This is a genomic window from Sphingobacterium gobiense, assembly GCF_002980575.1.
In the GTDB taxonomy this organism is placed as follows: domain Bacteria; phylum Bacteroidota; class Bacteroidia; order Sphingobacteriales; family Sphingobacteriaceae; genus Sphingobacterium; species Sphingobacterium gobiense.
In genome coordinates, this window is sequence record NZ_PVBS01000002.1 from 508,128 (window position 1) to 531,992 (window position 23,865).

Annotated in this window: 21 protein-coding genes; 8 read left to right on the forward strand and 13 right to left on the reverse strand. The window is 41.4% G+C overall.

Annotated elements, in window-relative coordinates:
• Positions 1–164: 164 nt before the first annotated feature.
• Entirely contained in the window at positions 165–698 is a 534-nt protein-coding gene (locus tag C5749_RS11210) for a fumarate hydratase (protein WP_105726068.1), read from the reverse strand.
• Between the two features lie 4 nt (positions 699–702).
• Positions 703–2,100, reverse strand: a complete 1,398-nt coding sequence (gene fumC, locus C5749_RS11215) for a class II fumarate hydratase (protein ID WP_105726070.1) — start codon at positions 2,098–2,100, stop codon at positions 703–705.
• A 236-nt stretch (positions 2,101–2,336) separates the two neighbouring features.
• On the opposite strand from fumC, the gene C5749_RS11220 reads away from it, so the two are divergent.
• The 6 genes from C5749_RS11220 to C5749_RS11245 all read left to right on the forward strand — a co-directional run bounded on the left by C5749_RS11220 (position 2,337) and on the right by C5749_RS11245 (position 9,591).
• A complete protein-coding gene (locus C5749_RS11220) occupies positions 2,337–4,010 on the forward strand; it encodes a tetratricopeptide repeat protein (protein WP_105726072.1) in 1,674 nt (557 codons plus the stop codon).
• A 197-nt stretch (positions 4,011–4,207) separates the two neighbouring features.
• Positions 4,208–4,603, forward strand: a complete 396-nt coding sequence (locus C5749_RS11225) for a DUF3244 domain-containing protein (protein ID WP_105726074.1) — start codon at positions 4,208–4,210, stop codon at positions 4,601–4,603.
• Between the two features lie 151 nt (positions 4,604–4,754).
• Positions 4,755–5,747, forward strand: a complete 993-nt coding sequence (locus C5749_RS11230; protein WP_105726076.1) for a hypothetical protein — start codon at positions 4,755–4,757, stop codon at positions 5,745–5,747.
• A 188-nt stretch (positions 5,748–5,935) separates the two neighbouring features.
• The gene (locus tag C5749_RS11235; RefSeq protein WP_105726078.1) at positions 5,936–6,760 is read left to right on the forward strand and encodes a DUF4249 family protein; all 825 of its coding nucleotides are present in this window, start codon (positions 5,936–5,938) and stop codon (positions 6,758–6,760) included.
• Positions 6,760–8,928, forward strand: a complete 2,169-nt coding sequence (locus C5749_RS11240; RefSeq protein WP_105726080.1) for a TonB-dependent receptor plug domain-containing protein — start codon at positions 6,760–6,762, stop codon at positions 8,926–8,928. Before C5749_RS11235 ends, C5749_RS11240 begins: the two co-directional genes overlap by 1 nt.
• 120 nt (positions 8,929–9,048) lie before the next feature.
• Positions 9,049–9,591, forward strand: a complete 543-nt coding sequence (locus tag C5749_RS11245; protein WP_181151364.1) for an outer membrane beta-barrel protein — start codon at positions 9,049–9,051, stop codon at positions 9,589–9,591.
• Between the two features lie 30 nt (positions 9,592–9,621).
• Here the strand turns inward: C5749_RS11245 and C5749_RS11250 are convergent, their stop codons facing one another.
• Positions 9,622–10,191 carry a hypothetical protein gene (locus C5749_RS11250; RefSeq protein WP_105726084.1) on the reverse strand — a complete coding sequence of 190 codons (570 nt, stop codon included), beginning with the start codon at positions 10,189–10,191 and terminating at the stop codon, positions 9,622–9,624.
• Between the two features lie 297 nt (positions 10,192–10,488).
• Between C5749_RS11250 and C5749_RS11255 the strand changes: the two genes are divergently transcribed.
• Complete coding sequence (locus C5749_RS11255) at positions 10,489–12,099, forward strand: S41 family peptidase (RefSeq protein WP_105726086.1); 1,611 nt, start codon at positions 10,489–10,491, stop codon at positions 12,097–12,099.
• A 35-nt stretch (positions 12,100–12,134) separates the two neighbouring features.
• On the opposite strand, the gene C5749_RS11260 is transcribed toward C5749_RS11255, so the two are convergent.
• From C5749_RS11260 to C5749_RS11290, 6 genes are all read right to left on the reverse strand, one after another.
• A complete protein-coding gene (locus tag C5749_RS11260; RefSeq protein WP_105726088.1) occupies positions 12,135–12,530 on the reverse strand; it encodes a hypothetical protein in 396 nt (131 codons plus the stop codon).
• Position 12,531: 1 nt separating this feature from the next.
• Positions 12,532–14,055 carry a tetratricopeptide repeat protein gene (locus C5749_RS19755; protein ID WP_219847969.1) on the reverse strand — a complete coding sequence of 508 codons (1,524 nt, stop codon included), beginning with the start codon at positions 14,053–14,055 and terminating at the stop codon, positions 12,532–12,534.
• Positions 14,056–14,239: 184 nt separating this feature from the next.
• Positions 14,240–15,796 carry a fimbrillin family protein gene (locus tag C5749_RS11270; RefSeq protein ID WP_105726090.1) on the reverse strand — a complete coding sequence of 519 codons (1,557 nt, stop codon included), beginning with the start codon at positions 15,794–15,796 and terminating at the stop codon, positions 14,240–14,242.
• A 60-nt stretch (positions 15,797–15,856) separates the two neighbouring features.
• Entirely contained in the window at positions 15,857–16,054 is a 198-nt protein-coding gene (locus tag C5749_RS11275) for a hypothetical protein (RefSeq protein ID WP_105726092.1), read from the reverse strand.
• A gap of 297 nt (positions 16,055–16,351) precedes the next feature.
• Positions 16,352–17,935, reverse strand: a complete 1,584-nt coding sequence (locus C5749_RS11285) for a fimbrillin family protein (RefSeq protein ID WP_105726096.1) — start codon at positions 17,933–17,935, stop codon at positions 16,352–16,354.
• Positions 17,936–18,001: 66 nt separating this feature from the next.
• Positions 18,002–18,184 carry a hypothetical protein gene (locus tag C5749_RS11290; RefSeq protein ID WP_105726098.1) on the reverse strand — a complete coding sequence of 61 codons (183 nt, stop codon included), beginning with the start codon at positions 18,182–18,184 and terminating at the stop codon, positions 18,002–18,004.
• Between the two features lie 279 nt (positions 18,185–18,463).
• On the opposite strand from C5749_RS11290, the gene C5749_RS11295 reads away from it, so the two are divergent.
• Positions 18,464–19,090: a response regulator transcription factor gene (locus C5749_RS11295; RefSeq protein ID WP_105726100.1), complete on the forward strand. Its 627-nt coding sequence runs from the start codon at positions 18,464–18,466 to the stop codon at positions 19,088–19,090.
• Between the two features lie 5 nt (positions 19,091–19,095).
• On the opposite strand, the gene C5749_RS11300 is transcribed toward C5749_RS11295, so the two are convergent.
• The 4 genes from C5749_RS11300 to C5749_RS11315 form a co-directional block, all read right to left on the reverse strand.
• A complete protein-coding gene (locus C5749_RS11300; protein ID WP_181151366.1) occupies positions 19,096–21,045 on the reverse strand; it encodes a tetratricopeptide repeat-containing sensor histidine kinase in 1,950 nt (649 codons plus the stop codon).
• Between the two features lie 88 nt (positions 21,046–21,133).
• On the reverse strand, positions 21,134–22,243 hold the full coding sequence (locus C5749_RS11305; protein WP_105726104.1) for an endonuclease/exonuclease/phosphatase family protein: 1,110 nt from the start codon (positions 22,241–22,243) through the stop codon (positions 21,134–21,136).
• Between the two features lie 2 nt (positions 22,244–22,245).
• Positions 22,246–23,130: a rhomboid family intramembrane serine protease gene (locus tag C5749_RS11310; protein ID WP_105726106.1), complete on the reverse strand. Its 885-nt coding sequence runs from the start codon at positions 23,128–23,130 to the stop codon at positions 22,246–22,248.
• 15 nt (positions 23,131–23,145) lie between these two features.
• A complete protein-coding gene (locus C5749_RS11315; protein ID WP_105726108.1) occupies positions 23,146–23,862 on the reverse strand; it encodes a rhomboid family intramembrane serine protease in 717 nt (238 codons plus the stop codon).
• Positions 23,863–23,865 lie beyond the last annotated feature (3 nt).

A 23,865-nucleotide genomic window follows, 5' to 3' on the forward strand; every position in this document is an offset into this window, starting at 1 on the left:
TGTTCTGCGGCCATTTTTCTGAAGACTATTCTGTTAAAAACAAAATACTGTTTGAGCGAAGCGAGTTTATTTTGTTTAGGAATAGACAAAGAAAAATAGCAGAACCATATTCAGTCTTGATTTTTTTGCTTCGTTTTTTTATCAAGAAAAAAATGAAGAAGAAATTAATCTTCCCATCGCTTTTTAGGAACACAAGAAATATCGTGTATTTTTCGTAGCACAATCGGTCGTTGATCGTACCGACTTTCTAGAACGAGGGAGTCCGTATCGTGGTAAGCAACACGATAGCGCGGCAAATATGTGCCCGTTCGGTAGCAGCCTGATACTTTGTACTTGCCGTTCGGTTTCGTGTAGATGCCTTCACCTATCAGGCTGTCTCCACGAATGACATATACACCCCTTGCATATTCCGTCCACGCCCCGTCTTTATAACAAGAATCGGCGATACGTTGCATTTTAGCGTGTACCCGCATGGTGGTGTATACCGAATCGCATATGAACTTGAATTCGTGTAGCGTGTAGTCCATCATTTGCGATTGATGGGGGATACTATCCTGTACCCATACCCCTTGGAGGTAGTCTGCGCCTTCGGACTGCATTTCTGAATGACGCACGCAGCTGCTGACAAAAAGAAGCATGCCTACCAATATAGATAGGCATGCAAATAGGCAATATTTTGCTGATAAAAATATAGTCACTTCCTTATTTTAAGTTTCCCACCATGCCTTCTGGTTTCACCCACTCATCAAACTGTTCTGCCGTTACATAACCTAAAGCAATCGCTGTTTCTTTGAGGGTGGAGTTGTTTTTATGGGCTGTTTGCGCGATTTCTGCTGCTTTATAATAGCCGATTTTGGTATTAAGGGCCGTTACGAGCATCAAAGAGTTATCCACAAGTTCTTTAATACGCGCATAATTAGGCTCGATACCTACAGCGCAATGCGCCTCAAAAGATATACAAGCATCTCCGATAAGGCGTGCCGATTGTAAAAAGTTGGCTGCCATCAATGGTTTAAATACATTGAGTTCGTAATGTCCTTGTGTACCTCCGATCGTAATGGCAACATCATTTCCCATTACCTGTGCAGCAACCATCGTGAGCGCTTCGCATTGGGTTGGATTTACCTTGCCCGGCATGATCGAAGACCCCGGTTCGTTTTCCGGAATTAAGATTTCGCCAATGCCCGAACGAGGACCCGAGGCCAGCATACGGATGTCATTCGCAATTTTATTCAGGGAGACAGCGAGCTGTTTAAGGGCGCCATGTGTTTCCACAATAGCATCGTGGGCAGCTAGCGCTTCGAATTTATTCGGAGCCGTAACGAAAGGTAATCCTGTAAACTCGGCAATGTATTTTGCCACGGCAACATCATAGCCATCGGGGGTGTTCAATCCTGTTCCTACTGCTGTACCACCCAGGGCCAGCTCTGATAGATGGGCTAAGGTATTCTTTAATGCTTTTAGTCCGTAATTAAGCTGCGCAACATATCCGGAAAGTTCTTGGCCAAGTGTCAATGGTGTAGCATCCATTAAGTGGGTACGACCAATCTTGACGACATGCATAAATGCTTCAGATTTACGTTGCAGGGTATCCCGTAGTTTCTCTACGCCGGGAATCGTTACTTCCACTACGGCTTTATATGCAGCGATATGCATCCCCGTAGGGAATGTGTCATTAGAAGACTGTGATTTATTGACATCATCATTCGCTTTTAAAACAGGTTCGCCTTCGCCAATTTTGCCACCAGCCAAAACCTGTGCACGATTCGCTACAACTTCATTCACATTCATGTTAGATTGTGTACCTGAGCCTGTCTGCCAAATAACCAATGGGAATTGGTCGTCTAGCTTGCCGGCTAAAATTTCATCACAGACAGCGCCGATAGCGTCGCGTTTCTCAATAGACAAAACACCTAACTCATGGTTAGCAAATGCTGCTGCTTTCTTTAAGTAGGCGAAACCTTCGATAATCTCTTTCGGCATAGATGCTGCCGGACCAATCTTAAAATTGTTGCGCGAACGTTCGGTTTGTGCTCCCCAGTATTTATCCGCAGGAACCTGAACTTCGCCCATGGTATCTTTTTCAATCCTAAATGACATAGTATAATGTGAAAGTTAAAAATTACAAAAACAACCTGTAAATGGTTGTGCAACAAAGTTAAGGAAACTTATAGGAAAAAGGAATTTTAATGTCATTCCGAAGCATAACGTCTTAAAGCATTCCTTTTTGTTTTGACCAAGTCTTTCAACGAAATGACGGTTAGACTCATTTAACATTCGGTTCGTGAATGCAATGCATTTTATTTAGGTTTGCATGAGTCGAGTAATATCAAACCATGCGCATACCAATTTATTTCTTAGGATTAATACTTTTTATAGGGTTCATGGGACCCTGTACTTCACAGATGGAGACCCCTTCTCTACTCCAGAAAGCCCGTCATTTGGCTGAGCGCCATCCCGATAGCGCTCTGCGGCTTATTGACGCTATTGTTGATCCGGAGGGAAGCTTAAATAAAAAGCAGTATATGCAATACCTTGTAACCCGAGTACAGGTACGGCATAAGAATTATCTCGATATTACGGAAGATACGCTGATATTCGATGCGGCAAGGTATTTTAAGCAGTATGATAAAGATTTAAAACAGACCTCCCTTGCACAATTTTACAGCGGTAATGTACGCCGGCAGCAAAAGCAATATGAGCCGGCTATGGTGTACTATAAAGAGGCTGAACAGTATGCTGAAAAAGCAAAAGACAACAGTTTGAGAGGGTTGGTAGAATACAATATCGGCGATCTCCTTGCCGAACAAGGGCTACATTATAAAGCCCTAGGCAGATACAAAACCGCTGCCAGCTATTATCAAGATGAGCCGGATAAACTAGCCTATTCTTATAGTGCGATGGGGCGGATGTTTTTGCTTGAGGAAGAAATCGATAGTGCTTTTCATTACTTTCATCGGGGATTGGATATTGCAAAAGAGGCAAATAATAATTTGTTGCAAAGTGCGTTGGCGCAAAGTTTAGGGGTAGCCTATAGAGAGATTCAAAAATATAATGAGGCGGAAAAATACCTGCGTCAATCATGGCAGCTACATGCGGATAGTAGTGATTTACCTCGATATTATTTAAACCTTGCTAAATTATTCACAGAAAGTTTCCAGATAGATTCCGCAAAAGTTTACCTCGAGAAACTGAAAGAGCGCGTGGACGATTTGAAAGATAACTACTTTCAAGCAAGTGCATGGAATTTCTTGACAGGTTGGGAGAAAGAACAGGGGAATTACGATAGTGCATTTGCGTATCAAGCCAAGCGTATGGAGGTCGTTGCTCAAATTATGGAAGATCGAGGAAATCAGTCGGTTTATGAGGTTGAGCAGAAGTATAATTATGAGCGGATGCAAACCCAACATTATCGTGCCCAATCTATTAAACAGCGATGGATTATTGTACTCCTAGGGATAGTCATGATTGGTGGAGTATTGTTTATCTGGTATTGGATTAGACAGAAAAATAGACAAATAGAGGTGCAGCAAAGCATGGATACCTTGACGGAGATGAACCGTGATTTGGAAAATACCGTGCAGAAGAAAAGATTGGCATTGCGCCGCGCCTTGTTATGGCGTTTTGATATCGCGAAGAAAGTCTTGAAGCTGAATGAGGGAGTGCGTATGAGCCCGAAAAATACGTTGGAAAAATCTATTATTGCCCAATTTAATAACATTGTCTATGGTGAAACTACTATAGACGAGCATTGGGAAGCCCTTCTACAGACATTTAAAAATGCCCGTCCGGGTTATGCAGATAAAATACGGGAAAACTATCCGGACTTGGCGGAAACAGAGTTTCGTATTTGTATACTCACGTATGCGGATTTTAGCGTGAAGGAGATAGCCGTTGTGTTGCAGCAAAGTCCTAATACCATTCAAACTCGCCGAACTACACTCCGTAAAAAATTAGGATTGCATAGTGGAGGTGACATTGCTGAACATATCGACAATATCTTGAGATAATCTTACCGAAAGGTTACATCGGCTAACAACTAGTATCTCAAAACCTATATTTATGATTTTTTAATATATTGATAGTCAATATTTTGTTTTTCTTCCAGAAGAAAATCCTATATCTGTCTTAAATAAACCTATATCGCTACAATTAGCTTGCTTCGGCAGGTATAAATTTGTCATTATAACCTTTAAAATGGAGTATAATGAAGAAACAAATTTTAGCATTGCTGCTATGTGGAGGGTGGATGTTCTCACCAATTACGGGTAGTTCGTGGGTAGACGTTAACGCTCGCAATTACGTAATGTCGAAGTCGGATAAGATAGACTTAAAAGGAGATCTACCGTCGACAGGTATCCATAGTGTCAACGAAACTCTTACTGCATTTTTGCAGGAAGATCTGATCAATGTCTATTTCAACCGTAATGTCGGGGTTGTGGCTATTACTATAAAAGATCAATCGGAGGTTGTCGTATACTCTTCGACCGTAAACAGCCAATCCGGGCAGGTAATAATACCTATTACTAATTTATTGAGTGGTACTTATACGATTACGTTTGATAACGGCAATGGCAGTATGTGGGGAGAATTTGAGATTTAAATGTGTTATTTCAATTCCTTGTAATCACATGAAACAAATCAATTGAGCGAGAACTATTAAGAAGAGAAAGGAGGTAAAGTTTAACAAGCAACAAAAATCAGATATCGGAAGAAACCAATCCCTATTAAAATTATTTTAAAAACGAATTATTATGAAAAAAGTAACATTATTTTTATTCTCTATTGTATTTATCGCATTTCAATCCTGCCAAAAGTCAGCTGATCTGGATATTGAAGAACAAGAAGAAACTTTGTCCGCTGAATTTCAATCTGTAAAAGTTGAAAACGGTATGTTGGCGTTTAAAAGCCATAGTCATTTTATGGAAACAATGGCTGCGTGGAGCCAAATGGATGAACTTGAAGTCACAAAGGCATTGAAATCTTTTGATTTTATTAGCTATCATAGCGATACAACCTTAAATAAAGAAGTTGAAGTACACCCAGATATTTTATTACAGAAAGTCATTAATAATAAAGGAGCGGTAAGGGTAAATGACTCGATATTTGTCCTACGTGCTGAAGAAGAAATAATTATTAAGGGTGCCGATCTAGATGTCTATAAGGACGTATTGGCTGGAAACCAATTATCTGAAGAAGTTGAAATCCGTCCAGTGGTAAATTCTGTACAAACTCAGGATTTAGAGATAAAATCCGATCAAACGATAACCCCGTTTTACACTTTACCAAATACCTGGTACGGAGAAGTCCATTATTATTCCCCAGAAGAAGTAGGTAATAATGATAGGCCTGAACGGGTAAGAACAACTTTATACGCCTCAACTGCTGCATTATATCCTAGTTGTGGCTTGAAAGTAAAGGGCGAAGCTTATAGGCGATGCGGACTATGGTGTGTTGACTGGCGTGCAGATGAGGTTGCTGTATTAAATATCCTATCAGGTACTTGGTATGAAACCAATCCTCTGCCGTTGAGACGGACTATTTCACCTGGTACGTTGTACAATAGGGAAGAGACTACTATTTTCTCTTTCCCAGTAGGAGGAGGGACAGCTCCGGGAGGCGAGCATTTTGGTTTTGCAGACATGCAAGCAAATATCAGTTATAGAAAAGCGAATCATAATCCTCTAAGAACAATATCACTTTCAGTTATTGGGGGCGTTTTACAAACGGCAACCGTGAACTGGTAAGCTTAAAGAGGTAGAAGTTAAAAATAGTCAAATTAATGAGGCCAGTCATTTTTTTGACTATTTTTAACTTGTTTAGAACATAGCTTAAAGTAGTCGTCGAGTTTGTTTTCTCAATAAAACACCGTGTTTTCCAAAAATTTTGAGAATTACAGAGGTAGTATCGGTGTACTTATATTCCGAAAGAATAAATGAAAAGAAGCATTTTAACCTTGTTATTAGGACTTTTAGTCTCCTTTTCCTGCGTTCGACAGGAGATTATCGACATAGATGGAGAGCACATCTCGCCCAAACTCGTAGTGCTGGCTTATCTGACTCCCGGAGACTCCATTCGAATATTTGTGAACAAGTCTATTCCTTTTGGAAATCCGGTCGATCCTGTCCATACGGACGTGCTGAATGCTACTGTTATCTTGAGAAACGACGCGGGAGCAAAACAGCAACTCGACCTTTCTATTCCGTCTATTCCCATTTATACATGTTCGCAAGAAGACTTTCCGGTTATTCAAGGGCAAACATATCATCTAACAGTATCAGCTCCCGATATGACGACTGTGACAGCTAGAACTACGGTACCCGAACGAGCAGCAACCTGGAAATCGGCTACGATATCGCAAACCAATGATGGAGGAAACCAATTTTCCGGTTCGTGGGATGCCCTTCTCGATGAGCAGGATATTGATTATGGCGTCTTTGTATACCGATCAGCAGAACCACAGGATTTATTGTTTGGAAACGAGTCCATTATCCCGAAGTCGGGAGGATACACGGTCGAGAGAGTGGTATATACCGGTACCGGCAGTTCCTTGGAAGCCGTCTTGGTGACCCGTACCAAGATGCTCGGAAATTTCAGCAAAATGGCGGAGCTGACGCGGGAAATGGAAATGTATTATTCGGACGCCAGGTTCTATGAAATTATTTCAGGTTTCAAGGGTGTCATCCCTCAATTTTCGAATATTGAAAACGGCTTGGGTGTTTTTGGTAGTTATTTGTTGCACACGAAAGCGATAAATTAATGCGGCATACACTGTATCTCATTCCCTTTTTTCTTTCTATTTCCGTGGTGACAAATGGCCATGCGCAGTCCAGGGATACGCTAAAAAACGTCGTCTATCAAAAAGACAGTATCCCGGTAGCGATCGAAGAAGTAACAGTACATGGCCGGCAGCGCAAACATATAGAGATGATGAAAAGTACCGTCACTACCATCGATAAAGAAATGCTGGAAACTATGCCTGCTTTTCTCGGAGAGAAAGATGTGATGCGTACTTTGCAGATGATGCCGGGCGTTTCGGCAAGCAGCGAAGGTAGTGCGGAGATACAAGTAAGAGGTGGTACGGCCGATCAGAATTTGATTATGCTCGATGGTGTGCCTCTTTATAATTCCACGCATCTATTTGGAATGTATTCTTCTTTCAACCCCCTTGTCGTCAAGGACGCGAAACTCTATACAGGTGCTTTTCCGGCATGGTTTGGCGGTAAGGTGTCGTCTGTCGTTGATGTGACAACACGGGATGCCAATTTTAATCGGGCATCTGGTTCTGTAGAACTGGGGCTAACCTCCGGGAAAGGACATCTGGAGTTACCCGTTGTCAACAATAAGCTTTCGCTCTTTCTGGCGGGAAGACGTACATTTCTTGATGCGCTTTCTCTCTTGAATCAATCAAGTAACAAGGAGTTTTTTAATTTTTACGATGTCAACAGTATATTGACGTACCAGCCAGATTCGTTGAATGTGATCAAATTGAGCTCGTATTTTGAAGGTGACCAGTTTCGCTACAAAAGCAGTGGACGGGATGTGGAAAACGACGGCCTTATGAAAACCCAACGAGCTGTTTCTTTGAACTGGGGCCGGCAGATGGGACAAAAGCTAAAAAGTAACCTAACGGCAACACACAACTACTACAGTAACAAGCTGCTGGAAGAAAGATTGCGACCATATGATAGCAACTCTTACCGCAATTACTTCCGCTCTAAAATATCGGCGATAGGTCTTAAGGCAACACTGGATTATGATTTGAACAAAAACATGAATATCATTACAGGAGCTGACTATAACCTGCATAATACCGACCCCTCGACACTTTACGGAGAAAATAACGGCACCCCGTTTCGGGAACGGGGCTTAGCAACGAGCCGGATTGGGGAACTGTCGGGTTTCGCGCAGCTATCATTCACCCTGAAAAAAACGGCACTGACAACCGGGGCAAGGCACGTCACATTTATGAACAGTGGTTACAGAACGACCTTTCTGGAACCAAGAGTTTCTCTCTATCAGGGGATAGGAGAGCATTTGGCGGTGAAGGCCTCTTATTCCAGGATGACACAACCCGTTCAACGTTTGTTGAACGCAGGTCTAGGGATGCCGATGGAGATTATCTTTCCATCTGATGGATTCGCGCGGCCGCAGGTTTCAGATATCTTCACTATCGGGATCGCACGGGATTTTGTTATTGCAGAAGATAGGCAACTGTCTCTGTCAGTTGAGGCATATCATAAGAAGATGAAAAATATTGTTTCCTTTATCGATGGTTACGATACGCGTAGTGTTATTTACCATGCGTTTGGTGGTGTTTACCGCGCAGGTTCGGTACATAACATGATTCTTACGGACGGTATTGGTCGGGCAAAAGGTGTAGATTTTAAGCTGGATGGCACTGTCGGAAACCTATCGGGATGGTTGAGTTACTCGCTATCACGGGTTGAAAACAAGTTTGATGGTCTGAACGGCGGAGGCTGGTTCGATGCGTTACAGGATAGACGGCACCTGTTCAATGCTGCGGTGGTATGGCGGATCAATCCGAAGTGGTCATTTTCTGCCTCGTGGATGTTCAGCAGCGGGCAGCCCGTCAACATTCCCGAATCGTATTTTGTTCTGGCGAAACCATATCCGTCTAATGAACTTGTTCTCTCCGGGGAGAATATTTACAGTTATGGCGTCCGTAATGGTTATAGAATGATCCCGTTTCACAAGCTGGACATTGGTTTCACGAAAAATATGACGGCATTCAGAAGATCGGCAGTACTGAGTTTTGGGGTATACAACCTTTACAACAGGAAAAACGCTAGTTTTTATTATTTGGGAATCGACAAGGCAAACAATAATATACCTCAGATAAAGAGTCTTTCGGTCTTTCCGGCAATCCCATCTGTCTCCCTGAAAGTCAACTTCAATAGAGAATAAATGATTTTAATATCATTTTATAGAATTAAAAAGTTAAAAATGTTAAAGAAGCTGGTACCCTGTTGTTTTTGCTCTATTTTCGTGAATATCAGTAATTTGTTAAACTTTAATATTTCAATTATGAACAAACGCTACTTATTTTTATTGCTGCTTTTCTGTATGACGTTGCCGGGTGTGCAGGCACAGTCTTTTATGCATCCTAAAAAGCATAATTTCAGTATCGGACCAATAGCTGGTTACGATTATGATATCAAAGGCCCCATCTATGGTGGAGGGTTAATGTATGAGTTTCGGCCGTTTAAGAACGTCGGGTTTACAGCCGGATTTAATTATGAACAAACAAGAAAAGATTTTTCTGAATCCAGCTTTGGGGACGAGACGTTGCGACACGAGGTATACGCGCTTCATGTTGGGGCACGATATTATATCGGTGATTTTTACCTTGGCGGTGCATTAGGTGCGGGGCACGATAAGGGTACTTTCAAAACAGCAGACGGTGATGAACGTAGTGGCGGAAGTGCATATAGTTTATATAAAAGCGTAGGCGCCGGGTACCAGATATCGTTGCGGAACCAAGATGCTATCGAGGTAGAAGCAGGGACATTCGGGACTTCAAATTCCATGAAAGTCGGCGGAACGGTAAGATATAAGTTTAGGAGATAAGGGAACGATTCGGCTATGATCGGCGGGGAGTTACATCCCTAGCCGTTTATTAATATGCTGCTGTATATGATGGAACAGCTGTTTGGGTTTTAGTGTTCGCCAAGGGAAACTATTGAAATCGCCGCCAAAGTGGATGTAGTAATCAACCCCTTGGGACTGAAATTCGTGGATAACATGATCCCGAAAGTTGATGGCCACGATCCAGCCGTCGTCAATGTCCTGAAACCATTCTTCATAATAGGAGTCGTCTGAACTATGAAAGTTGAGCACGTTTTCGCCAATGAGTAAAAACTTGTTGATCCCCTCCGCAATCATGATGTCGATTACTTCCCTTTTTAAGAGCATAATATCATTGTAAATAGTATCGTTCCATTCGCCAATCAGCTCCATAATGGCAAATCCCCTGTCATAGTCGGCATATAGGATTTTTATATACAGGGTGAGCGAACCGAATTGGTCCCATTGGGGGTGCAACAGAAAGTTATAGATTTGTTTGTCGAATTCAAATTCGCTATATATCATGCCATAAAAAGGCGATTTTTCGTCTTCCGAAGCGATATAATAGTCACGCCAATTATAATATGGTTCTATTTCGTGCAAAGCAAATCTTTATTCTGTTTTCGACTAACGACAGTAAGTGTGAAACTCACCGCCGACAACAACAAAGGTACAAAACTGAGATGTAAATAATCGTTAACACGGGGGGTAATGATTATTTACCTGAACGCTCATCAGCCATAAGAAACAAAAATAAATAGATGAAATAAATTATCACGTAGATTTTACGTACATCTTATAAACAAAACGTTATTTTCTGCGTATATTATTCGCATACGTGTTAATTTATTACGCAAATATTTGAGAAAACTATTTTAATTTTGCAACCGAATTTTATCCATGCAAAAAGGCACTAAACGAAACATCTTTGTCGCAGCTACTTACGCAGCAGTATTGCTCTTGGGCATACTGCTGGGGCAGAACTATGTAGATGAGCAGGGGAACAAACCTGTTAACAGTTTGGTGCCTATCGGGTTTTCCAGTAATACCTGGAAAGTACAGCAATTGTTAGACCTTATTGCTGAAACTTATGTGGATAGTGTAGACATTGACTCGGTTCAAAATGGGGCCATCAATCACATTATCTCCCATTTAGATCCTTATTCTAGTTATTTGATCCCTAACGAGTCACGACGTCAGACAGAAATCTTGGAAGGAACGTTCGAGGGTATCGGCATGGAATACTTTAATCTAAACGATACATTGATGATCGTATCATTGATTAATGGTGGACCTGCGGATAAGGCTGGTTTCCGAGTAGGGGATAAATTGCTGAAGATTGGTAATGAGCCGGTAGCTGGTATACATATTTCGAGAGAAAGCGTAGAGAAACTGATTCGCGGTCGTCGGGGAACATCTCTCAGTATTCACGTGAAGCGCGATGGTGAAGAGATGGAAACACCGATCAACGTGGTGCGTGACCAAGTGACGGTAAGCTCGCTGGATGTGGTTTATATGATTGAGCCGGGTATTGGTTACGTGAAAGTAAGGCGTTTTGGTATTAATACCGCGGAGGAATTCCGGCAAGCTATTACCGGACTGAAGAAGCAAGGGGCTCGGAAACTTATTCTCGACCTTCGCGACAACGGAGGAGGGTATTTCCACATGGCCATTAAGTTAGCCAGCGAGTTTTTCGTCGATAGACGTCTTATCGTATATACCGAAGGGGTGCATGAAGAACGACGTGAATATTTTTCTGATAGTATACAGGGAGGTAATTTCGCGACGGGCGAATTAGCGATTCTCATTAACGAAAATACAGCGTCGGCGAGCGAAATTGTTGCGGGTGCTATACAAGACTGGGATCGCGGAACGATTATCGGAAGACGTTCGTATGGAAAGGGTATTGTACAAGAACAATTTGATTTTTCGGACGGTTCCACGGTAAACTTGAGCATCGCGCGTTATTTCACGCCGCTTGGGCGGAGCATACAAAGGAAATACATGGCAAACTGGTCGAATATGATCGACTTTAACAATATGTATGAAGGGTTATGGGCGCTCGATACCCTATATACGCATGGAAAAACTTATGAAACAAAGGCGGGAAAACAGGTCTACAGCGGAGGGGGGATACTGCCCGATATTCATGTGTCACAGGATTCCAATGCATTGAGTCTATTCTATCAGGATTTAATACAGTACAGCTTTATCGAACAATTTGTCTATACCCGGTTTACCAAACAGGCACCCGCTTATTCCATTGAGAATTTCTTACAAGGTTATCATTTGCCCGATAACGAATTTCACGCATTTATTGACTTCGTACGTGAAGAAGGGTTTGTGATCTCCGACAGGACGAAAAATGAATTAAGAGACCTTATTGAAACGGATATAGAAGCTTTAGTAGGGCGTTTTTATTTTGGACGGGAAGCTTATTTCAAAGTGAAGAATCGAAATGATAATTTTGTGCAAAAGGCATTGGCATTTTTGTCGAAAAAAGAGGTGTAACGCGAAAAAACAACGTTTTGTAAGATAATGAGTCGCTATGGAGATTCTTTTTGGTTTATTTGAAAGCAGGATTCCAAGAGGGATATTTTTTCCAATAAAAGGTTCCGATGGCGGATCAATTGCATGTTTGTTTTTTCAAGTTCCGATACTTTATCCTGTAACGATATGACTTTCCGTAGCAAGGTGTTCTCCTGCAATATATGTGTATCAAGATTGTTATGGTGCCTGCGGCTAGCTGTTCCTCTTAATGTCTCTGTACTAGAGTCGGTTTGCGATGTCAATGATCTTAAGAGTGGAATCATCTTTTTAATCCACGCCAACATGGTACGCTTGTCTTTCACATTGTATTTTGCCATAGCTTCCTCGAGGAGAAGCTCGCCGGAAAGAATAGCGTTTACCGCTTCTAGTTGAATTTCTTGTTTAGACTTCATCTCATCTGTTTAGCTCGATAGGTTCTACCTGTTCTCTCATCCAGAGATTGAAATCGACATCCGAAGAGATACCAAATTTCTTGCGAAACCTGTTTTTTCGGATTTGTACCGCTCGTGTCGTTACATAGGTATACTCGGCAATATTCTTTGAGGAAAAATTTAAGAAAGCCATAGCACAAAACTCTAATTCCGTATTCCGGATCTTGGGATCAAGGTTTTTCAGTGCGTGAATAAACTCGGGATATAGCTCTGTAAACAAAATCAAAAACTCTGGACTATTGCTACGAGCAAGAGTCAAGAGATCGTTAAATTTATTCTCTTGAATGGCTTCACTAAGCGCTTTATTGATTTTTTCTTTTTCGTTAAGTATAACTTCCCGCTCTTTTAAAACATCGCGGTTCTTCCGGGCTCGCCAAAGAAAGTATACAGATAGCAGTAAAACGAATATCAAAATGGATATAATGACGTTCCGGTATCTACTACTATTTCTATTTTCGGCTTTATCTTTTGCGTCTAATATATGACCTAGTGCTGTATCAATGACTAGTTTATTCTCCGTTTCTAAGGAGTCGTTCAGCCTACTATACGCCAATAAATATTGATTTGCCTCTTCCTGACCAAGACTATACTCCCTATAAAAGTCCGATAGTTGTTTGTATTGATTTCGAAGAGCACTCCGATCGCCTATTTGGATGGTATTTGCTATTGCCTTATTATAATATATGACTGCCTTTTTATAATTTCCTCGTTCTTTTTCGAGTTTTCCCAAAAAGATCATGGTGTTGAAGAAGATCGGGATATTGTACTTCTCAACCGTCGTCAGGGATTTGTCCAGATAGGCTTGTGCCTTGTCGTAGTCTTTTTTATGGATAAAGAGCGAACCGAGATCGTCGTAGGTACTCACGTATTGCAAATGAACCTTCTCATCCTTTTCCTCGAGCGTGTGTAGGAGATCCAGTTGTCGAAAAGTGTATTTTTCGACAGAATCTATTTTTTCCATTTTCTTGAACGTATACGCAAGGTTACTATATAGGTAGAGTAAGGACATTGTTTTTTTCTCTCCCTCTAAAGAACCCAATAATTTCTGTTGCTTTTGATACTCTCTTAGTGCGAGTTGATGGAGTTCAAGCTTTGTATAGAATTGGGCACTCAAACGGTGGATTTCAGACTGAACAATTGCTTTCTTTTTATAATAGTCAGTTTTTTTGATCTCGTCCATATGTTTCAACCCTTCCTTCAGCAAACCTATATGCAGTAAGGCGTGTCCTATCATAAAGTGAGCTTCGCCTTTTCCTTTATCATAGTGGCGTGTGTTGGCCAATTCCAAAGCTTTCGTGGCCTCTTTCAGTGATGGCAACAGTTGCGCGGAAACATGATGCTCCCACGCTTTGTCTAAAAGAAAATCAATCTCACTAATAGGAGTTTGTGCCTTGGTGTTAATAATGTGAGCAAAGAGGATAACGAGGATGCAAACCAGTCGATATCTTGTAAAATTATGGTTAAATATTTTGGTAGGGTAATCCATATAGAGGCATTCGAAACGATACATTACGTTGAAATGACAAATTTAGTTAGATTAGTAACTCTTAAAAATACGTATAGTTCATAAACAGCTTGACATGGACAAGTCCATGCCAAGCGCAACCAAATAGTAAATGCAATTATCAACTTAAAAATCATTTTTTTAAGTCGTTTGATACGGTAGGTAGTTAGTTTAAATCTCTTACACAACGGATTTTCATGCCCCAGTCTACGGTAGAGAATCCGCCGTCGCGGTTAGAAACAACACTATACCACTCGCCTGTTTCTTGATGTCTTCCGGCCCAAAGAATCCACAAGGAAGTTGTAGACCAACGCCAACCTTCTCTTGGTTGTAGGATGGCTGAATTTGGAGGTACTCTGTAACCGGTCTCTGGCAAAAACACGCCTTCGCTATCAATTGTCGGATACCAAGCACCGTCTATGCCGTCTATAACGCGAGGTTCTGATATATCATCTTCACCGCTTAAAATGTCGAAATCTTCTTTTGTTGGTGTACGCCATTGATTACCATCCATCACCAAAGCGCATGGATCACCCAAGTTCGCTGCAGCGCGATCAAATTCTCGACCATCACCATACGGATAAAGGTGCCCGAAAGGAAAATAGTTGCCGTCACCGGCGCTTTGCGAAAAACTGTATACATCTGTATTCGTGTTATAGACCAGATCTCCTTCGGCCCAAATTAAGCCTCCGACATCTTGTGGGTGTTTTTTAATGGTAATATTTAAATCATAACGTTCGCCAGGAGTAATTAAAATCCCACCGATTTCTACATTATTCTTGATAACATCACCAATTTTTATCGCTCCGATTTTCAGAATGCCGTTTGCGGTGCTAGGATGTGCAATCATGGTCGGTAGGGATGTTATGCTGGTGCCTCCTATTGCTCCCATTTGAACAGTAGCTCCGTTGCTATTCAAGTTTCGATATGACAATGAACCATCAGCTAGCGCTAAGTCGACGTCATCGAAGTGAGGAGCCAAATAGAAGTTGTCGGCAATATCAATGGACCCAATTTGACTTCCGTCTATGGTTGTTGTAATTTCGCTGAATAGGTGTTTTAAAGTAATATTCAAGGTGTTTGGTCCTGCGGTGACCATCTGGTCAATCCGGGTATAAAGTAAATCGGCAGTCCCGGCTATATCTTCCAGCTTCGCTCCAGATAAGGAAACCGTTTCGGCACTAGGCAAGGGACTCGAATTGTTTAATGAATATGTGATAAATGTATAGGTTTGATCTGCAGCGAGCTCAAATGGTGCGGGTGCACTACCGCCAATTGTATAATCCGCTTGGTCAACATAATCTCCATTGTTATTATAAACCACAACGATATAGGTGACGCCCGTTGGTAACGGATTTGCCGCTGCTTTGAATGTTGTCCCGGCAGTCTTCGCGGCATTTGCCTTAGATAAGCCTGCCACATCGGATACTTGGTCGTTCCCGTGTTTTCTGGATAGGGTTGCTTGCATATAATGCTCATTATCCAATCGGACACTTACGGTCTGAATAACGGGAATGGATTTGTTTGATGTGGTTTTTTTAGCAGAAGAGGCCTTTAGGCTACCTGTTTTTACGTTATCAATGCCGGAAACGAATACCTGTACTTTGGCTACTTTATCCGAATTGATGGTGTTTTCTTCCTTTGAACAACCTGTAAACAATATAAAGGTAATGACCATGCCGATCGCTAGTTTCAGTGTTGGCCGATGTAATATTTTTTTCATTTAATTGTTTTTTTGGTTTGATAAGTTTTCTTGCGTTAGAGTGTGTTATTATTGAGTTAGTTACCAGTTAAGTTCCTTGCCCTGAACAGATTCTTGATTCCATTCTTCGGTAACGGATCCGGAGCCTATACTCCCAGATCCAGATGCTATCGAATATTCCATAGCGATCGATACTACTTGGATCGTTGGCGACATATAGGCCTGTTTTGCTTCTGAAATGTCGACATCTTTCATTTCGGGTTTGTTTGATTTTTCCATTATTGTTTGCTTTTGTTAACGTGCGTCTTGTGAAATATCGTTTCTAAATTTTTATCGCGAATTTTATTACTGACAATAATAGTATTTAGATGCTCGAGTGCAAAAAAAGTGGTATTCACATAGATATCACACTTTCTTAAATCGCTGTTTGTTAGTCTTTTATAGAGAGTTTGTGATTTGGTGTTCCGCTGGTGGATATCATAACTACTACGATACTTATCGGAAACAGTAAACATAAAAAGAGGCTAACCTTTCGGAAAGCCCCTTGCTTATAGTATAAATTATATTGTTACTAGTTTAGTTTTGAACGCATCGGATTTGAACTGCTTCTGTAGCACTAGCTGCTCTCCAACCAGAACCGTACCCAATATCTCCAGCAACGCCTGTTAAATGAAATGTAATGTATCCCCCAGCGGTAGCTGAAGTTAAGTAGGCAGCTTCCCGACCCACTGTGGCTCCGATATTGTCATTTGGGTAGTAACCTCCGTACGGAAAAAATAGATACTGGTCTCTGTTTTCGCCTGGATGTGTTACCGGGTGCGTTAGGACACCAAAAAACATACCCAAATCTGTGCTCGGTGTGCCATCATAATGATCTACATATCTCGCTGGAGGACTCCATGATTCAGGACCTGGATTATCGACTCCTCCCGACGCAGTACGGTTCAACAAATCCTGTAGTTCTGCTTGTGTTGGCAGTCTCCATGAGCCTGAAGAAACTAAGGCACAAGGATCACCGTTCCCACCATTTGTAGCATCCGATCCTTGATTTGTCCCGTCTAAACGCTTTGGTAATAAGCGATCCGGGAACCAATAGTCTCCTGCTGCATTATGTGCTTCACCAAAATAGTATTCATCGGTTTCAGGATCATAAGTAAGGTTACCTGACGACCACATCGAACCCCCGATATCAATTCCCTGTTCTTCTTTATTGCCCAAATTTAATTCTAGTATGTATTGAACACCGGCTTTTAGTACCCAGCCGTCGCTGCTAATAGCTCCGTCAATACCGTTGATAGTTACATCGCTCAATTCCACAGTACCATTGTTTGTATCCTCAACAGCAATCATAACTGGATCGCTTGTCCAAGTTTGACCTGCGGACTGGTTTGTGAAATTAATAGCTGCTGCAGTTGTCGTTGAGCCAAAGGTAACTTCACCTGTTTCCTTGTTAAATGTATAGTTGTGATTTGGCGCGAGGGTACCAGTATTAATAGCGGTGATTTCGCGTCCAGTACCTGCATTGAATACGACGGTTACTTCCGTAAGTTTATGCTCCAATACTATATCAACTGTGTTACTACCGGCTGTTATCGCAATCTCTTTTTCCCACCACAAAGGATCCTTATCAGCGGAACCTTCTTCAGCACTAGCGTTTCCGTATGCAAATGCTTGGAATCTATAGGTTTTTCCACCCGCTAGTGTAAACTTTTCAGCATTACCTTCGCCTTGTATAAATGTTTTTTCATCTACAAGCGTAGCGCCGTCGTATACCCGAACGGTATATGCTGTACCGGCGCCTAATGCCAAGATCTCTCCCGTACCGGTAGCTGTAGTTTCTGCACGGTTTGCAGAAGCACGTAATACCGGTGCTGTAGCAGGAGATACTTCTCTTAAGGTCGCCGTAACGTTATATTGTTCATTAAATTTGGCTATTTGGCGTTGTACAGCTGGTGTAGTGATGCTTTTACCGGTGCCAACGGAGGCACGTAGACCTGGATTACTGTTGTCTGGACTAGCACCAATACCTTTCATGTTGATAGTTATCGTCGCTTGTCCAGCAGCTAAATCTACTGTGCCATTATCTTTTTGACAAGAAGAAATAAGTACCGTAACGATCATCAACAAAGCCAATAGCGTTTTTATGTAATTGTGTTTCATTATTTATAGTTTCGAATTTGAGATGTTAAAATAAAATTGAACGTAAAAGTATAACCAGCGCAAAAATTACCAGTGGTTGTTTTGTACTTCTTGCGCTTGTGTTTCCGTGGTATTCCATTGCTGGCTTGCTGCAGGTGCTGCTGAACCAGAAGCAATCCCATATTCCAATTCTATTTCGATTGAACGAAGTACAGGCGCTTCATAGCTTAATTTAATGGTCGGTCTTTTTGTCGAACGTTTAATTTCCATGACTTTTATTATTGATTTTTAATGTTGTTTCCATTTCGTAATGACCCAAATTCCTAATCAGGAACGTGTCGTCTAAATTTTGGTGCGAATTACGCTGTTTTAAAACGAAGATTTATATGGGGAAAGTCATGGATAGCATGAATTTGTTATGATTTTAATGCTGTATAACAAAACCATGTTATGGTTGGTGGAGTATTTGTAGATGAAAATTTACATTTGGCAATTGTATAGACTGTGTTAGGAAAACATAGGTATAAAATAAGGATATTTGTTCAGTTTATGAAAGAATTAACACATGCTGTCATTTTGGATGACCACCGATTATTTGCGGATTCTTTTGCGTTATTGTTGCAAAGGTTCGGTGCTTTTGACGTCGTTTCTTCTTTCAGCAAAGCGGATGAATTTTTTGATTTCCTCCAATCTTTTGGTAATCAGAAGCTCTATGTGTTTTTAGATTATTATCTGCCAGAAACTAATGGACTCTCCTTATTAAGTGATATTAAGAGGATAAATAGGCAAGCGAAGATTATATTTATAACCAGTGCGATTGCACCTAATGTCATTAGAAATATCTTGCAGTATAGACCGAATGGGATACTTAGTAAATCTGCGGGTATTCAGGATCTTGTTAAATGCGTAGAAACTGTCGAAGGAGGAAGAGCATATGTTGATCCTCAGTTTGAGCCGTTTTTAATACAACGAAGCGAACGAACCGCGACCCTCACGCCTAGGGAAATCGAATTACTAAAGTACTTCGCACAAGGGAATAGTATTGCGGAAACAGCCGCCAAAACGTTCTTAAGTCCGCACACTGTTGTCGCCCATCGTAGAAAAATGATGGCGAAGGCCAATGTGCAAACTATTGCACAGATGCTAACCTACGCTCGGGATAACGAGTTGATTTGATTTTTTTAGAACTGTTCTACAGTATCAATTTCGAACCAAAAACTTGTTCCTCGTCCTTGGATGCTTTCGACAAATAGTTTACTGTTATTCAATTGAAGGTAGTGTGTGCATATCTGTAGTCCTAAACCTGACCCTTCTTCATTATTAGTGCCAAGTCGGCGGGCGTAGTTGGGCGTTGTAAATAGTTTTTCGATTGTCTCTGTCGACATGCCTATGCCGGTATCCGATATATGAATTGTTACACGGCCATCACTAGTTGTTAATGTCGTGCGGATACGGACGCTCCCTCCAGGATTCGAAAATTTTATGCTGTTATCAACTAAATTTCGAATGACAGTGACTATAGCTTCTTTATCTGCATATACCTGAATGTTTACCGTAGGTTCTACTATTAATTTGATATTTTTATGGCGCGCTTTCTGTTGATACAGTTCGACGATGGATTGTAACACCTCTTGTATAGAGAAGCTTGTTTTTTGTAATTGCGTGTAATTAAGCTGTAGCTTTACCCACAAAAGTAAATCGTCAATGAGAGAAATCAAGTTATTCACATCTTTATGCGAGGAGGACATCAGTTGTTGGATTTCTGTAGGTGACAAATGTTTGTTTTCAAAAAGGGACAGTACGTTTTGTAGACTGGCTATAGGATGGCGGATATCATGCGCAACCAAAGAAATCAACTGTTCTTTAAAATGATTGGATGCTTCTAGCTTGGCGTTCTGTTCTTCAAAAAAAAGGTTTGTCTCTTTCAGTATAAGATTTGTCCTGCGCTTTTGTCGAATATTGCTCGCAAACAGCAAGGCAATGATAACCAGTATGCATACGAGCACGATGGCAGCATATAACCACTGGTTTTTCCTTTTTAGTTGCATGCTGTGTAAAAAAGAAGTTTGCTCTAAATCTTTTTGGTATTTATATTTTTCTTCCATGCGAACGAGCTCCTCCCTATTTTGTCGGCTGTAGAGGCTATCCGATGCCAAGGCTGCTTTTTTTAGATAATGCATGGCCATTCGATAGTTCCCCTTTTTTTCATACAAATCGCTCAGTTGTTGGGCTGATGTTTGGATATAATAGAACTGTTGCTGCTGGGTTGCCAATTCGTTAGCTTTTGCAGCATAAGCGTAGGCGGTATCCGTATCTCCAACTTTTAGGTAGCAGGTCGCCAGATTATCCAGCAGTCGGAGATATTCGGTTTGCTCTCCTGTCGATTCTAGCGTTTCCTTAGCTCTTAAGAAATAATGTAGCGCGGTTTCGGTATCTTTTTGCTCCATAAAGAAAGCTCCTAGAGACTGAAGAGCATTTCCCATAGCCTTTTTATTGTCATTTTTTTCGGCTAGTGCTAGCGACTGTAGGTAGAATTCTTTGGCCTTTTTGAAATCGCTTTTTTTTAGATAAAGATGTGCTATGTTTCCCAGTATGAAAGTAGAGCGTGTGGTGTCGCCGTTGGATTCGTATAGGTGTCGGCTTTTTTCATAAAAAGCTATAGCCTGGTCATTTTTGAATTGATAGTGATAGACCATGCCGATGTTATGGTTTGCATGTGCTATCGTATTGGTGAAATTGTTTCTTTCCGCAATCTCTAAGGCTATATATAGGTTTTCCAGCGCTTCATCGTGCGCACCTAATGCGAGGTAGGGCATAGATAAATTGCTTCTGATCTGCGCGTTATAGCTCTCGTCATCCAACGTTTCTGCCAGTGCTATTGCATCTTTGTACGACTGCACGGCCTCACTGTAATCGCCCTTTTCGTAATAGCCAATACCTAGGTTTCGTAAAGCATGCATCTGGCCGACCAAATCATCTTGTTTTGTACTTAGCTCCAATGCTTTTGTTGCCAAAATGATGGTAGAATCTGGTTTTGAAGACCAAAATGCCAGCGCTTTGGCATTCAACCGGCTAACTGTGCTGGTGTCGTCCGGTCTTGCTGGTACCAGGCTTTGGCTCGCCTTGACCATGGTAATACTAAGAAGCAGCAAAAAGCTTACTGTATAAAATTTAGTTATTTTTGTCTTCGGAAATAATAATAGGCCCATAGAGATTCGTTCACAATCTAATATCCGCAAAAATGGGGTAATGATCGGAAAGCTCTCGCTTGATTATCCGATAATTTTCGACGTGAAACTGTGGGCTGCAGAAGATATAGTCGATTTGAAAAAGTGGAAGCATCTCGTAATGGGTAACGCCCCATCCCTGACCCTTTTCCTGAAAGGTATTTTTCATTCCCTTTCCGATGAGGTTTACACTGTACGACATCGGCGTGTCATTGAAGTCGCCCATGATAATAATTGGGTGGTGTGTTGCCATAATATGATCGCGGAGCGCCTCTGCTTGTCGGCTTCGACGTTCAAAAGCATACTTCAATTTTCGGCCGACGCGTGTGGTGGCATGTTCTTCACTTGGCGCAGCGGACGGATTCTGGATAAACTCTTTGTCTTCCGTTTGTAACCCAAAAGAGCGTAAATGTACGTTATACACGCGGACAGTGTCTTGGTTCTTTACAATATCGGCGAAGGTAATGCGGTTAATGCCATATTCATTTTTGGTAATGGTACCCGAATGGATAATGGGATACTTGGAAAAGATGACCTGCCCGTAACCCTCATGTTCACTTTTGGTTGCTGGTTCAAAAAAATAATCTTGAAGTCCGCTTTCCGCCAGAATACGGTCGCTCATTTGTTTGGTGCCTTTTATCTTTGTAAAGAATTCTTGCATGCAAAGGATATCTGGGTCTATGTTGCTTATAAGCGATACAACTTCATTCCGGATGGTTGTAGAGGGAACCTTATTTACTTCGTTGAAGAGGTGTGCGTTGAAACTCATGACGCGTATATCTTGTTCATTTTTAGCCGAATTCGAGATCTTAGGACGAAAACCTATATGTTGGGTAAGCAAATTCCAGCCGAGAAGAACGGGAATCAAGGTATAGAGCGTGTACACCGGACGGCGCAGTAACCAGTACAATATAAAGCCGATATTGACTATTAAGATAGGGAGGTAGCCTAAACCAAAGAAAGGGAGCAACCAAACCGTTTTAGGATTTATGAACGAAGCTGCATAGCTCAAAATCAAGAACAATACAGCAACCATATTGCATATAAATATCGCTTTACTGAAGAAACCTAGATTTTTTCTGAAGAGAATCCTCCTTGCCATGACTACGTATCATCCTTACTTGCTTTGAATAGCACTTCTTTCTCCCGTGAAGTTAAGCTTTCATAGCCACCTATGGAAATTTTATCCAAAATTTCATCAATTTCCTCTTGGTTGGGAAGGTCGGAGATGTGTCGATAACTGTTGTAATTAACAGAAGCGTTTTTGCTTTGGTGCACGACCTTCATCTTCGACTTTTTTGTCAGTCTTCCTAGTTTTAATTTGCTAAAATCATTTCCTTGTTGCAGCGATCGGATAAATAAGACGCCCCAAAACGCCATCGCTAGAAAGGTGGCGCCTCCGGCTTTGTTCATCAGACCTGTAAAAACCAGTTCTATACAAACATATACAAGGGCGATGGTTTTCAAGGAAATTGTACCCAACAGGAGCAATCGCACTTCGTAACGAGGCGCTAACGTTGCAACAGAGGCTACCAAAGCCCCCAATGCAAGTGTCGAGGTGCGGAATGAGAGCTGCACGCTGTTTTGCAGCATCGGTATAAAGCCAAGACCTAAATAAATGCAGGCTCCTAAAAGGGTCGCGCTAATATAGAGAAATAGGAATTGTCTTCTGTTGAGAAAATTCAAGAAAATATTGCCCATCCAATATAGCCATAAACAATCGAATACCAATTGCAACAATCCGGTATAAAGAAAAGGATAGGTCACGATGGACCAAGGTTGTTTCAGAAACTGACTAAACGATAAAGGTAAGCTTAAATAGTCAACGGCATAATCATACAATGATAGTTTAAGGAGATTGACCTCTTTCAAAAGGTCAAAAAGATGAATGAGTACGAAGATGACAACTTGTACCGATATGATAAAAGGGATGGGAGACTTACTCTGGTAAGTATCACGCCAAAAAGTTTTTAAAACACTCTCTTTCATCAGTCACACTATTCTTTAATACATACTTCCTCTTCTAACACGCCATATTTTAAGAAGGATATAGGCGAACAACGCTCCCCCAACATGGGCTAAATGAGCAATAGATCCTCCGGAATTTGAAAAGCCTAAATATATCTCAATTAAAATTAAAATCGGAATAAAAAATTTCGCTTTTATAGGAATAGGGATAAACATGAGATAGAGCGACATGTTTGGAAACAGATAGCCAAAGGCCAGCAATAAGCCGTATATTGCGCCAGAGGCCCCAACGAGCGGTGTACCATAGATAGCACCTAATGTGCCTAATTCATCCTGCGATATAGGAAGACTGCTACTGATCGTTTCGTTGAACATGTCTAAACGGATGAATTCGGAGGCCCTTACAGTACCGACGATGTTATAAACTTCCGCCGCTTGCACGCCATATTGTAATACAAGTGCTCCAAGGCCACAAATTAAATAGAAATTTATGAAACGTTTAGAACCCAGGACCTGTTCGATAATGGGCCCAAACATCACCAGTGCAAACATGTTGAAGAAAATATGTGCAAATCCACCATGCATAAACATATACGTGATTACCTGCCATATATGGAAGAAAGGTGAATCTGGATAGTACACACCAAAAAATCGAGGTGCCTGCAAAAAAATCGCAGAGCCAATAAAACACACCACGTTAATGATGAGCAGGTTTTTAACTACAGGGGTCAAATTCGAAAAGAGGTTGTTCATATA

Excerpts from the sequence above, each read along its gene's own strand:
- C5749_RS11290 (WP_105726098.1), bottom strand. The coding sequence starts at position 18,184 with ATGGAAATTAAACGTTCGACAAAAAGACCGACCATTAAATTAAGCTAT.
- C5749_RS11285 (WP_105726096.1), bottom strand. The coding sequence starts at position 17,935 with ATGAAACACAATTACATAAAAACGCTATTGGCTTTGTTGATGATCGTT.
- C5749_RS11245 (WP_181151364.1), top strand. The coding sequence starts at position 9,049 with ATGAACAAACGCTACTTATTTTTATTGCTGCTTTTCTGTATGACGTTG.
- C5749_RS11220 (WP_105726072.1), top strand. The coding sequence starts at position 2,337 with ATGCGCATACCAATTTATTTCTTAGGATTAATACTTTTTATAGGGTTC.
- C5749_RS11255 (WP_105726086.1), top strand. The coding sequence starts at position 10,489 with ATGCAAAAAGGCACTAAACGAAACATCTTTGTCGCAGCTACTTACGCA.
- C5749_RS11295 (WP_105726100.1), top strand. The coding sequence starts at position 18,464 with ATGAAAGAATTAACACATGCTGTCATTTTGGATGACCACCGATTATTT.
- C5749_RS11305 (WP_105726104.1), bottom strand. The coding sequence starts at position 22,243 with ATGGCAAGGAGGATTCTCTTCAGAAAAAATCTAGGTTTCTTCAGTAAA.
- C5749_RS11230 (WP_105726076.1), top strand. The coding sequence starts at position 4,755 with ATGAAAAAAGTAACATTATTTTTATTCTCTATTGTATTTATCGCATTT.
- C5749_RS11310 (WP_105726106.1), bottom strand. The coding sequence starts at position 23,130 with ATGAAAGAGAGTGTTTTAAAAACTTTTTGGCGTGATACTTACCAGAGT.
- C5749_RS11300 (WP_181151366.1), bottom strand. The coding sequence starts at position 21,045 with ATGGTCAAGGCGAGCCAAAGCCTGGTACCAGCAAGACCGGACGACACC.
- C5749_RS11240 (WP_105726080.1), top strand. The coding sequence starts at position 6,760 with ATGCGGCATACACTGTATCTCATTCCCTTTTTTCTTTCTATTTCCGTG.
- C5749_RS19755 (WP_219847969.1), bottom strand. The coding sequence starts at position 14,055 with ATGGATTACCCTACCAAAATATTTAACCATAATTTTACAAGATATCGA.
- C5749_RS11235 (WP_105726078.1), top strand. The coding sequence starts at position 5,936 with ATGAAAAGAAGCATTTTAACCTTGTTATTAGGACTTTTAGTCTCCTTT.
- C5749_RS11225 (WP_105726074.1), top strand. The coding sequence starts at position 4,208 with ATGAAGAAACAAATTTTAGCATTGCTGCTATGTGGAGGGTGGATGTTC.
- C5749_RS11275 (WP_105726092.1), bottom strand. The coding sequence starts at position 16,054 with ATGGAAAAATCAAACAAACCCGAAATGAAAGATGTCGACATTTCAGAA.
- C5749_RS11315 (WP_105726108.1), bottom strand. The coding sequence starts at position 23,862 with ATGAACAACCTCTTTTCGAATTTGACCCCTGTAGTTAAAAACCTGCTC.
- fumC (WP_105726070.1), bottom strand. The coding sequence starts at position 2,100 with ATGTCATTTAGGATTGAAAAAGATACCATGGGCGAAGTTCAGGTTCCT.
- C5749_RS11260 (WP_105726088.1), bottom strand. The coding sequence starts at position 12,530 with ATGAAGTCTAAACAAGAAATTCAACTAGAAGCGGTAAACGCTATTCTT.
- C5749_RS11270 (WP_105726090.1), bottom strand. The coding sequence starts at position 15,796 with ATGAAAAAAATATTACATCGGCCAACACTGAAACTAGCGATCGGCATG.